The sequence below is a fragment of the Pseudomonas sp. RIT-To-2 genome (assembly GCF_029623465.1).
Classification (GTDB): Bacteria; Pseudomonadota; Gammaproteobacteria; order Pseudomonadales; family Pseudomonadaceae; genus Aquipseudomonas; species Aquipseudomonas silvicola.
Genome location: NZ_JAPYKM010000006.1, coordinates 174,260 through 185,772 on the forward strand (window position 1 = coordinate 174,260; position 11,513 = coordinate 185,772).

The window sequence follows — 11,513 nt, forward strand, 5'->3', positions numbered from 1 at the left end:
GTCGTGGTCAGGGTGAGGGCGCAAGATTCTGAATCTCTTGTTCTACTTATCGGCAGTTCTGCGCCAGACTATAGCCTGAAAAGGTGAAAAGCCAGTTCGGTCCTCCAGCATGCCAATTGAGCGCAACGTGCCTACCAAGACGCCCCATACCCTTACAGACTGGCTGAAATTGCTCGACGGCGTGCGTTTGCCGGTGCCCGTGGCCAGCCATGACCGCGTGCGCGCAGCCCTTGAAGATAGCCGCAGCTCGCTGCGCGACATCGCCGAGCTGATGCAGGATAGCCCGGCACTGGTACTGAGCGTTATCCGCGAGGCCAACCACCACATCAACCAGAGCCTGGCCGAGCCGGTGGAGAGCCTGGAGGTGGCGCTCAACCGCCTGGGGCTCAAGCGCACCGAAGAACTGCTCGAACGCCTGCCCACGGCGCTGCCCGAGGACATGCCCCGGGGCCTGCGCCAACTGCTGCTGATCAGCCAGCACGCCGCGCAGCAGGCCAACGGCTTATTTGCCGCGCGCCTGGCGCGGCTGTGGCAGGAGGTCCATTGGGGGAGCCTGCTGTTCCTGTCGCCGCTATGGCCCCTAGCCATCACCCACCCTGCCCTGCTGGAGGAATGGGAGCTGCGGGTGGTGCACAAGGGCGAGGCAGCCGCCAAAGTGGAGCACGAACTGTTTGGCGTGCGCCTGCTGGCCCTGTGCCAAGGCCTGGCCCACCTGTGGCGCCTGCCGGCCTGGATCCTCCACGGCTACAACCTGTTGCTGGATGAGCACCGCGAGCTGGTCAAGGTGCTGCACATTGCCCGTGATGAAGAACATGGCCTGCGCCAGCAGCAGCGCCTGGACGATGACCCGAGCCTGCGCCGCTGGCTCAACCAACCCGCCAACACCGTGGTGCTGGCCAACGGCCTGGCACTGGCGGCCCAGGAGGCCTGGAACACCCCGCACCTGCTGCGCTGGGAATACCTGACCTGCCTTTACCTGCAAATGCCTTTGGGCGAGCTGCAACAACAGGTGCACCAACAAGCGGTACAAAACGCACGCAACTACGCAGTGCCGGGGCTCTGGCACCCGGCCGAGGCCTTGCTCTGGCCATGGGATGCGCGCCGCGTGCACCGGGGCCAGCAGCCAGCGCTGCCACCCAGCGCCGATGACCTCGGCAGCTGGCGCAAATACTGCGCCGAGCTGCTGGCCGAACCCAGCAGGTTCACCAATGCCATGCACCTGACCACCTGCGCCCGCGATGCACTGGTGGCCTGCGGCATGAAGCGGGTGCTACTGCTGATGATCGACAAGAACCAGACCAACCTGCGCGTGCATCAGGTAGCCGGGCTGCCGGCGGAAGCTTCCGGCCTCAACCTGCTGATCAGCCAGAGCAACGTGGTGCAGCGCCTGCTGACCAAAGCCGCGCAAATCCGCCTGACGCCGCAGAACAATACCCAGTTCTCGGCGCTGATACCCTCGGCCTTGCGCGGGCTGTTCAAGGGCGAGCACCTGTTGCTGCGCTCCCTGGCGAGCAATGACCGTGTGGTGATGCTGGTGGTCGCGGACCAGGGAGGCGGGCCATTCTCGGAAATTACCGTCCAGGCATTCGGAAAAACCGCACAATGCATAGAGCGCGCTCTGACAACCTTCAGCCAGCGCGGCAGCTGAAGCATGCGCTACAATCTGTCCCCACTTTTTCTTCTGGAGACCTCACATGGCTGATTTCTCGGGCCTGCCGCTGGTAATCGAAGCCGCCGACCTGCTCCCGCGCCTCGACGCTCCAGAGCTGATACTGGTCGACCTGACCAGCGCCGCACGTTACGCCACCGGCCACATTCGCGGCGCGCGCTTCGTCGACCCCAAGCGCACCCAACTGGGACAGCCACCGGCTCCCGGGCTGATGCCGACCTTGCCGGCACTCGAATCGCTGTTCGGCGAACTGGGACACAACCCCAACGCCGTCTATGTCGTGTATGACGACGAAGGGGGCGGCTGGGCCGGGCGCTTCATCTGGTTGCTGGACGTGATCGGTCACCAGCGCTATCACTACCTGGACGGCGGCGTGCTGGCCTGGGAAGCGGCGCAACTGCCATTGACCAGCGACGTACCCGCAGCGCATAACGGCAGCGTGCACCTGACCCTGCACGAAGGGCCCACCGCCACCCGCGAATACCTGCAAAGCCGTATTGGCGCCGCCGACCTGGCCATCTGGGACGCCCGCGGCCCACTGGAATACAGCGGCGAGAAGGTGCTGGCGGCCAAGGGCGGGCATATCCCCGGCGCGGTCAACTTCGAGTGGACCGCCGGCATGGACACTGCCCGAAACTTGCGCATCCGCACCGACATGCGACAGATCCTTGAAAACCTGGGTATCACCCCGGACAAGGAAATCATCACCCACTGCCAGACCCACCACCGTTCCGGCTTTACCTACCTGGTGGCCAAGGCGCTCGGTTACCCCCGCGTCAAGGGCTATGCCGGTTCATGGGGCGAATGGGGCAACCACCCCGACACGCCCGTCGAAGTTTAAGGAAACCCGATGAAATCCCGTTTGTTCATCCTCAGCCAATACCTGCTGCCCCACCACCTGCTGTCGCGCCTGGCCGGCTGCGTCGCTGAATGCCGCGTGCGCTGGTTCAAGAACGCCTTTACCGCCTGGTTCGCCAAGCGCTACCAGGTCGACATGTCCCAGGCCCTGGTCGAAGACCTGACTGCCTATGAGCACTTCAATGCGTTTTTCACCCGCGCGCTGAAGCCCGACGCCCGCCCGCTGGACCCGACCCCCGGCGCCATCCTCAGCCCGGCCGACGGCGCTGTCAGCCAGTTGGGCGCCATCGAGCATGGCCGCATCTTCCAGGCCAAGGGCCACAGTTTCAGCACCCTGGAACTGCTGGGCGGCGACCCGGCCAATGCCGCACCGTTCATGGGCGGCGAATTCTCCACTATCTACCTGTCCCCCAAGGACTACCATCGGGTGCACATGCCATTGGCCGGTACCCTGCGGGAAATGATCTACGTGCCGGGCCGCCTGTTCTCGGTGAACCAGACCACGGCCGAAAACGTGCCGGAGCTGTTTGCGCGCAACGAACGCGTGGTCTGCCTGTTCGACACCGAACGCGGCCCGATGGCCGTGGTGCTGGTGGGCGCGATGATCGTGGCCTCGGTCGAGACCGTCTGGGCCGGTCTGGTAACGCCACCCAAGCGTGAGCTCAAGACCGTGCGCTACGACGAAGCCGCCCGCGCGCCCATTCACCTGGAGAAAGGCGCAGAACTGGGCCGCTTCAAGCTCGGTTCCACCGCAGTCGTGTTGTTCGGGCCACAGCAAGTGAAGTGGGCCCACGAGCTGGCTGCTGGTTCCGTGGTCAACATGGGCCAGCGCATCGGCCTGGGCGCTGACGCCTGACACCCCTTGGCAGCGGCCGCCAGGGCCGCTGCATGTTTTTTTGGGGGGGGGGCCGGCTTGCCAGCGGTTTTTTCGAACCCGCAAAAGCTCGGTGCCAAGCCGGCCCCCATCAAAGCCAGTTGCCGCGACTGGGTTGCGCACTTGCCTGCGACGCCAAGGCCGTGCAGTCTTTACGCCATCGGGTGACAATAGGTCACCCTTGCACGACTGACTCAACGGGAACCGCTCGATGTCCGCCGCCACCCCGCCACCTCTTTTGCGCGCCCCCACGCCGTCACAGCACAGCCTGTCGTTCTGCGAGGCCAACACTCGCGATCTGAAACGCTGGATCGCCGCACTTCCCAAGGCCAACCTGGGCGAAACCGCGCGCCAGCTGTACCAGGGCCTGATCGAGCTCAACCAGTTGGTGACCCCCAGCGACAACCGCCTGCAACTGCTGGAACTGCTGCGCCCGGAGGTGTATTTCGTCTGCAGCCACCTGGAGCGGCACTTTCTCAACCAGGCCGTCGTACTGGATGAGCGAGCACGCAAGATCGCCAACCTGTGCCAGGCGCTGCAGAACCTGTTGGCCGTGGGCTACAAGCTGATCGTGCTGCGGGTTTCCGCGCGCCTGAAAGACCGCAACCTGCTGCTGGCCACCGGTATCCAGCGCGCCATGCATGCCCTCAAAGGCCCCCTGGTTCGTGCCAACCTCCTCTACTGCCCGGTGCCCGACGGGCTGTGGTTGGAACTGCACCAGCTCTACCAGGTGGCGCTGAAATTCCAGCTGCACCGCACCTTCGTCAGCGATGACCTGGTAGCCCAGGCACACCAGCAGAGCATCGAACAGACCTACGGCACCACCTTGTTGCTGGGCAGTTCACGCTGCAACCAGATGCGACAACAAGCCATCCTGCAGTTGGCCAACGTGCTGGAACCCTGGAGTGCGCTCGTGCGGGTGATACCGGCCAGCAGCGCCGAAGCGCAATTTGCCGTGGCGCCCGACAGTGACGCGCCGCCGCGCTACAAGAACCTGTTTCCCGCCAGCCAACTGCCGACCATGCTCGGCCTGGACCCACACCCCTTGGTCAAGGCCATCACCGAGTGGCTGCACCTCCCGGTGGAACAGCGTTCCCAATCGCGCTTCCAGGTGCCTGCCGGCCTGACCGTGGACATGCTCCAGCACATGGCTGCCGCCTGGGGCGACGTGGCCGAGCGCACGTTCCAGCGCACACCTGGCCAGGGCACCATGAGCCTGTGCATCGGCATGAGCACCCTGCACTACTACCTGGGTGGCGAACGCGATTTCAGCAGCCTGCTCAAACGTGCCGATGCAGGCCTTAGCGCCACGTTCCAGGCGCGCAGCCAGAGCGGCAATGACAGCTGGAGCCATGCCTTCGACGCCGCCAGAAATGGCGAGAACAACGACCTGCTGCCCTACGAGGAAATCGAATACCCAGCCCTGGACACAGAGGGTTCAGGCACCCAGGCGGGGCGGGACTACCCTGTGCATGAACTGCAGATCGTCAATCACAGCCCCGGCGGCTATTGCCTGGCGTGGCCACGCGAAGTACCGGCGCAGCTGCAGGCCGGCGAACTGGTGGGCATTCAGGATGCCCCTTCCCAAGGCTGGAGCGTGGCGGTGGTTCGCTGGATTCGCCAGGTGCGCAGCGGCGGCACGCAAATGGGCATTGAGCTGATTGCCCCTCACGCCCTGCCCTGCGGCTTGCAGCTGTTGCGCAACAACCAGGAAAACAGTCAGTACGTGCGTGGCCTGCAGTTGCCGGAAATCCGCGCCATCGACATCAAGGCATCGCTGCTGGCGCCACGCCTGCCGTTTCAGGAAGGGCACAAGGTGATGATCAACAGCCATGGCGACGAACAACGCGCCCACCTGGGCCGCAAGGTGAGTTCCACCGGCAGCTTCAACCAGTTCGAATACCGCATTCTGGAAGTCGCGCCGGCGGTGGCGGAGCAGTTGAACAGCGAATTCGATTCGCTGTGGAAGGACCTCTGACTCGGTGCGGGCCGTGTAACCGTGCCTGTCTTTTCGCGGGCGCTCAATTGCCAGCTCCCGCATGCCGCCATCAGGCCTGGCTGTCGCGTACCCCCAGCAGGTACAGCACCCCATCCAGGCCCAGGGTGGTGATGTTGTGGCGCGCCGACTGCTTGACCAGCGGCTTGGCACGGAAGGCCACGCCCAGGCCGGCCTTGGCCAGCATCGGCAGGTCATTGGCACCGTCACCCACGGCAATGGTCTGCTCCAGGGTCAGGCCTTCCTTCTCGGCCAGTTCCACCAGCAGATCGGCCTTGCGCTGGGCGTCGACGATCGGCTCCACGGCAACGCCCGTGCATTTGCCGTCGACCACCTGCAACTCGTTGGCAAATACGTAGTCGATGCCCAGCTTTGCTTGAACCTGCTTGGCAAAGTAGGTGAAACCACCGGACAGAATCGCCGTCTTGTACCCCAGGCGTTTGAGCTCGGCGAACAGCACCTCAGCGCCTTCGGTCAGGCGCAGCGAGGCACCGATGGCATCCAGCACGCTCACATCCAGGCCCTGCAACAGCGCCATGCGCTCCTTGAAGCTGGCGCGGAAGTCCAGCTCGCCGCGCATGGCCCGCTCAGTGATCTCCGACACAAGGTGGCCCACGCCATGGGCCTTGGCCAGCTCGTCGATGACCTCGGCCTGGATCAGCGTGGAGTCCATGTCGAACACCGCCAGGCGGCGGTGGCGGCGGTACAGGGTGTCTTCCTGGATGGCGATATCGGCGTCCAGCAGCATGGCCGCGGCCAGGAAGTCACGGCGCAGCGCGTTGATATCCGCCGGTACGCCACGCACCGTGAACTCGAGGCACGCCTTGCCTTCGGGGGCGGGAGCGCTCAAACCCGGACGAACCGACAGACGGTCGATACCTTCGACCACCAAGCCGTGACGACCAGCGATATCGGTCACGCTCCGCACTTGGCTGGCGGTGACATGGCGGCTCATCAGCGTGACCACGAAGCGGTTGTCAGTGCCCGCGGCAGCCCATGCCAGGTAGTCCTTCTCCGACAGCGTAGTGAACTGTGCCTGGGCACCCGCTACCCCCTGGATACGCTCGCGCAACAGCGCCAGCCGGGCCCCATCGTCGGCGCAGGCAACCACGGCCAGCGACAGGGCGCCGTGCAGCAGCGACTGAGCGATATCCAGAATGCTCACGCCATCCTCGGCCAGCGCACCGGTGACAGCAGCCAACAGGCCAGGACGGTCTGAACCGGTGATGTTAATCAGGACGATTTCGCGCAAGGGGCACCCCGTTCGTGGAAAAAAATCGCATTCTACCTACTTTCAGTGACCATCGGGCACAGGCAGCGCTTTGCCGCTCTGGGGCCTGTCGCTATACTGCGCAGCAACTTCACGGACATAAAGAGCCGCGCTCAGTGAACCGGCCCACGCCAGTAAAAACCGACAATTTCTTCCTGCTGATCTTCCGGGCACTGCGCCACCGCCGTGTACCGATTGCATTGCGCATCGCCAGCCTCAACGTAGTGCTGGTCGCCCTGGCGCTGGTGATCTACGCCTGCGTGATGGGTTTGCAATTCAAGCAGGCCATGCACGAGCAAGCCGATGCCGTGGGCCAGAGCCTGACCACGCAAACGGCTACCTCCGCCACCGAGCTGCTGGTGTCCAACGACATCCTCAGCCTCAACGTGCTGCTCAACAACCTGGTGAAGAACCCGCTGGTGGCCCATGCCGCCATCTACAGCGTGGACAACCGGACCCTGGCCGAGGCTGGCAACCGGCCCAAGGCAGGCCTGCTGGGCGAGGCTGGCGGGGTCTACGAGACCAAGATCACCTTCCAGGACGTCACGGCCGGGCATCTGCGCATCAGCCTGGACATGAACCAGTTCCAGCAGCCGCTCACCATCAGCCTGCAGAGCATGGGCATCCTGGCCGCGATCCTGTTGGTAGTGGCACTGGTCCTGAGCCTTCGCATGGGCCGCAATATTTCCACGCCGCTGCTGCAACTGCGGGTGTGGCTGCGCGAGATCGACGAACACACCCCGGCCACCCAGCGCCAGGATGAAGTGGGCGACCTGGCCCGCGACCTTCACCAGCGCTTCGCCCCTGAGCCTGCGCCCGTGCCGGAAGTGGAAGAACCGGAGTTCGAGGACGAGGATGAGGAAGACGAAGGCCCGGCCTTCGAGGTGCGCAACCTGCGCGACACCCGCTATGACGAAAGCGCTCCGGTGCCGGTCAAGCCAGTGCCCAAGCGGGTCATCCACGCCGAAGAAGACGAAGACGAGGACGGCGAAGACCCGTTCGCCGACCTGCGCGACACCGCGCCGGTAGCACTCAAGCCAGCCGCGATGCCTGCGCCCGTGGTCGCCAGGCAGCCCCAGCACAGCGCCGTGCTGGCGGTTCAACTGGGCGGCCAGGAGCAATTGCGACGCCTGCCCCGCGCCCGCCTGATGGAATTGCTGCAGCGCTACCGTGGGTGCCTGGACCAGGCTGCCTCGCTGTACGAAAGCGAACTGCACACCCTGAACGACGGCAGCACGCTGATGCTGTTCAACAGCGACAGCAGCGGTGAGGACTACCTGACCAACGCCATTTGCTGCGGTGAGCTGCTGCGGGCCCTGGGTCACCAATTGCAGATCGAAGTAGCGGACAGCGGCATTACCCTGCAACTGCAACTGGGCCTGGTACTGGGCGATGACCTGGCCGGCATGAGCCAGATCGACCTGCTGTTGACCGAGCCGGCCCAGGACGCCCTGGCGTTGTCCCAGCACAGCCGCAACCTGCTGCTGGTGGAGCGCCGCATCAGCGACGACAGCCTGGTGCGCCAGCGCGCCCGCATCCGCCCTATCGCCAGCCCCGAGGGTGCCTGCTGCGTGGAGCGCCTGCTGGAGCCCTACCCGTCGCTGCTGGAGCGCCAATTGGCGCGCATGCACGAAACCCGCGCCTGACGCCCAGCGACCACAAAAAAGCCCGCATCGCTGCGGGCTTTTTTGTGGGTAACGGCCTAGAAGCGGAACACTTCCATGTCGGTACGGATAGGCGATGCCAATGGCATCTTAGGCTTGTCCGGCTCTTCCTTGGCCACCGGCTTGGCGGCAGCCTTCTTCTCGTCAGCCAGCGCCGGCTGGTTGGCCAGCGGCTTGACCGCGACGCTCAGCTGTTCGGCCAGGCGCTGCAGCAGCACGCCCTGGGCTTTCACCTGGGCGGCGGTACCGCCAGCATGTTTCTCTTCCAGGTGGACGATACGGTTGTCCCGTACCTGGCCACGGCGGTCGAGCAGGCGCCACTGGGCGTCGAGAATGGCGGGCTGCGAGTCGCCGGAGTCCAGACGGGTAATCGACAGCAGCACCTGTACATCCGGCGTGCCGGCGTTGCTGGCCGGTGCCAGGGTCACCCGCTGGCTGTCCAGGCGCCACGCCAGTTGGCGCAGCAGCAACTGGTCGATGTCCGAAGACAGGCTGCCTGCCCAGCGGCCATCGGTAGCGGCACTGAGGCTGCCATCAGGTTGGCGCTGCAACAGGGTTTCACGTTGCAGGTAGTCGGCCACGGATACCGGGCCCAGCAGTACCGACATCCCGGCACCCTGCTTGGGTTGCCCGGGGTTGCCACTGTCGAGCTGGTACAGCGCGACCGGCTGGTGAGCGGCGCAGCCCGCGAGGGCCAGTACGCCGGTCAGCAATAAAACAGGAAGGCGCAGAAAGGTCATCATTTCATCCAGGCGGCAGCCACAAGGCGCGCCGCAGTGATACTCAACGAATTCGTCCGGGTGCACGACCACGCCGGCACCTCAAGAAGGCATATCATCCGCGAATATGCGCTACGACTCCAGCGCTTCAGCGTCGATCTGCGCTTAAAACGACAGACCGAACGCTCTGGGTCGCGTTATCCCGCGTTTTCCACCAGCAAGGCATCTACCCGCTGGAAGCCACGCGGCAACTTGTTGCCCCGGCGGCCTCGCTCGCCCTTGTAATGCTCCAGGTCATCGCCCTTGAGCGACAATGTACGCTTGCCCGCTTGCAATACAAGGGTCGCACCCTCGGAAATCACCGCCAAATCGGTGACATATTCCTCCCGACTGGCCACGCGCTCGCCTGGAATGCCGATGATTTTGTTGCCCTTTCCCTTGCCCAGCTGGGGCAAGTCGGCGACCTTGAAAATCAGCAGCCGGCCTTCGGTAGTCACCGCTGCCAGCCAGTTGCTTTCGCGGTCAGCCACCGGCCGTGGGGCCAGCACCTTGGCACCGTTCGGCAGGCTGAGCAATGCCTTGCCGGCCTTGTTCTTGGCCTGCAGGTCTTCGCCCTTGACCACGAAACCGTAGCCGGCGTCGGAGGCGATCACGTAAAGCGCATCGTCATCGGGCAGCAGGACGCACTCGAAGGAGGCGCCAGGCGGCGGGGTCAAGCGGCCGGTCAGCGGTTCGCCCTGGCCGCGCGCCGACGGCAAGGTGTGCGATGCCACCGAATAGCTGCGGCCGGTGGAATCTATGAACACCGAGAACTGGTTGGAGCGGCCAATGGCCGAGGTCTTGAAGCCGTCGCCTGCCTTGTAGGACAGGCCGGTGGCGTCGATATCATGGCCCTTGGCGCAACGTACCCAGCCTTTTTCCGACAGCACCACGGTGACGGGCTCGGTCGGCATCAGCTCGTTTTCCGACAGCGCCTTGGCTTCGGCGCGGGCGACGATGGGCGAACGACGATCATCGCCGTAGGTTTCGGCATCCTTGATCAGCTCCGAACGGACCAGCTTGCGCAGTTTGGTTTCGCTGCCCAGCAGGGCCTGCAGCTTGGCTTGTTCCTTGGCCAACTCTTCCTGCTCGCCACGGATCTTCATCTCTTCCAGGCGCGCCAACTGCCGCAGGCGGGTTTCCAGAATGTATTCGGCCTGGGTTTCGGTCAGCTCGAAGCGGGCGATCAGCGCCGACTTGGGGTGTTCCTCGGTCCGGATGATGTGAATCACTTCATCCAGGTTGAGGAACGCCACCAGCAAGCCTTCCAACAGGTGCAGGCGACGCTCGACCTTGTCCAGGCGGAACTTCAGGCGACGGCGCACCGTGTTGATGCGGAATTCCAGCCACTCCAGCAACAGCGCGCGCAGGTTCTTCAGCTGCGGGCGGCCGTCCAGGCCGATGATGTTGACGTTGACCCGGTAAGTGGACTCAAGCTCGGTGGTGGCGAACAGGTGCTGCATCAATTCGTCGAGGTCGACCCGGTTGGAGCGGGCGATGATCACGATGCGGCACGGGTTCTCATGGTCCGACTCGTCACGCAGGTCAGCGACCATCGGCAGCTTCTTGGCCTGCATCTGGGCGGCGATCTGCTCCAGCACCTTGGCACCGGATACCTGGTGCGGCAGCGCGGTGACCACGATGTCACCGTCTTCGATGCGATACACCGCGCGCATGCGCACCGAGCCTCGGCCGGTCTCGTAGATTTTCAGCAGCTCGGCACGCGGGGTGATGATTTCCGCTTCGGTCGGGTAGTCCGGGCCCTGGATGTGTTCGCACAGCTGCTCGACGGTGGCCTTGGGCTCGTCCAGCAAGCGCACGCAGGCAGTCGCCACTTCCCGCAGGTTGTGCGGTGGTACGTCGGTGGCCATGCCCACGGCGATACCGGTGGTACCGTTGAGCAGGATGTTGGGCAGACGCGCCGGCAGTACCGCCGGCTCGTCCAGGGTACCGTCGAAGTTCGGTACCCAGTCGGCGGTGCCCTGGCCCAGCTCGCTGAGCAGCACCTCGGAGTAGCGCGACAGCCGCGCCTCGGTGTAACGCATGGCCGCGAACGACTTGGGATCGTCAGGCGCACCCCAGTTACCCTGGCCGTCGACCAGGGTGTAGCGGTAGCTGAACGGCTGCGCCATCAGCACCATGGCTTCGTAGCAGGCCGAGTCGCCGTGCGGGTGGAACTTGCCGAGCACGTCACCCACGGTACGGGCCGACTTCTTGTGCTTGGAATCGGCATCCAGCCCCAACTCACTCATGGCATAGACAATGCGACGCTGGACCGGCTTGAGGCCGTCGCCGATGTGCGGCAGCGCCCGGTCCATGATCACGTACATGGAGTAGTTGAGGTAGGCCTGTTCGGTGAAGTCAGCCAGCGAGCGGCGTTCTACGCCGTCCAGGCTGAGATCAAGGGAGTCGCTCATGCGGGCC

8 protein-coding genes are annotated in these 11,513 nt (G+C 64.5%); 5 read left to right on the forward strand and 3 right to left on the reverse strand.

All coding sequences use genetic code 11. The features are described 5' to 3' along the window. Nucleotides 1–109: 109 nt before the first annotated feature. The 4 genes from QBK88_RS08080 to QBK88_RS08095 all read left to right on the forward strand — a co-directional run bounded on the left by QBK88_RS08080 (nt 110) and on the right by QBK88_RS08095 (nt 5,379). Nucleotides 110–1,648, forward strand: a complete 1,539-nt coding sequence (locus QBK88_RS08080; RefSeq protein WP_277961638.1) for an HDOD domain-containing protein — start codon at nt 110–112, stop codon at nt 1,646–1,648. A gap of 46 nt (nt 1,649–1,694) precedes the next feature. Then, nucleotides 1,695–2,510, forward strand: coding sequence for a rhodanese-like domain-containing protein (locus tag QBK88_RS08085; protein WP_268145914.1), 816 nt, complete (start codon nt 1,695–1,697; stop codon nt 2,508–2,510). Between the two features lie 9 nt (nt 2,511–2,519). Beyond that, the gene (asd, locus tag QBK88_RS08090) at nt 2,520–3,383 is read left to right on the forward strand and encodes an archaetidylserine decarboxylase (RefSeq protein WP_277961639.1); all 864 of its coding nucleotides are present in this window, start codon (nt 2,520–2,522) and stop codon (nt 3,381–3,383) included. A 229-nt stretch (nt 3,384–3,612) separates the two neighbouring features. Then, on the forward strand, nt 3,613–5,379 hold the full coding sequence (locus tag QBK88_RS08095; protein ID WP_277961640.1) for a molecular chaperone: 1,767 nt from the start codon (nt 3,613–3,615) through the stop codon (nt 5,377–5,379). Nucleotides 5,380–5,449: 70 nt separating this feature from the next. On the opposite strand, the gene serB is transcribed toward QBK88_RS08095, so the two are convergent. After that, a complete protein-coding gene (gene serB, locus QBK88_RS08100; RefSeq protein ID WP_277961641.1) occupies nt 5,450–6,649 on the reverse strand; it encodes a phosphoserine phosphatase SerB in 1,200 nt (399 codons plus the stop codon). A gap of 134 nt (nt 6,650–6,783) precedes the next feature. On the opposite strand from serB, the gene QBK88_RS08105 reads away from it, so the two are divergent. Then, nucleotides 6,784–8,313: a histidine kinase gene (locus QBK88_RS08105; RefSeq protein WP_277961642.1), complete on the forward strand. Its 1,530-nt coding sequence runs from the start codon at nt 6,784–6,786 to the stop codon at nt 8,311–8,313. A 56-nt stretch (nt 8,314–8,369) separates the two neighbouring features. Here QBK88_RS08105 and QBK88_RS08110 read toward each other — a convergent pair whose 3' ends face one another. Beyond that, nucleotides 8,370–9,071, reverse strand: coding sequence for a PqiC family protein (locus QBK88_RS08110; RefSeq protein WP_268151216.1), 702 nt, complete (start codon nt 9,069–9,071; stop codon nt 8,370–8,372). A gap of 176 nt (nt 9,072–9,247) precedes the next feature. After that, nucleotides 9,248–11,506 carry a DNA topoisomerase IV subunit A gene (parC, locus tag QBK88_RS08115; RefSeq protein ID WP_268145919.1) on the reverse strand — a complete coding sequence of 753 codons (2,259 nt, stop codon included), beginning with the start codon at nt 11,504–11,506 and terminating at the stop codon, nt 9,248–9,250. Nucleotides 11,507–11,513: the final 7 nt, after the last annotated feature.

Coding starts and splice junctions, on each gene's coding strand:
- parC (WP_268145919.1), bottom strand. CDS start 11,506: ATGAGCGACTCCCTTGATCTCAGCCTGGACGGCGTAGAACGCCGCTCG.
- QBK88_RS08095 (WP_277961640.1), top strand. CDS start 3,613: ATGTCCGCCGCCACCCCGCCACCTCTTTTGCGCGCCCCCACGCCGTCA.
- QBK88_RS08110 (WP_268151216.1), bottom strand. CDS start 9,071: ATGACCTTTCTGCGCCTTCCTGTTTTATTGCTGACCGGCGTACTGGCC.
- QBK88_RS08080 (WP_277961638.1), top strand. CDS start 110: ATGCCAATTGAGCGCAACGTGCCTACCAAGACGCCCCATACCCTTACA.
- QBK88_RS08085 (WP_268145914.1), top strand. CDS start 1,695: ATGGCTGATTTCTCGGGCCTGCCGCTGGTAATCGAAGCCGCCGACCTG.
- asd (WP_277961639.1), top strand. CDS start 2,520: ATGAAATCCCGTTTGTTCATCCTCAGCCAATACCTGCTGCCCCACCAC.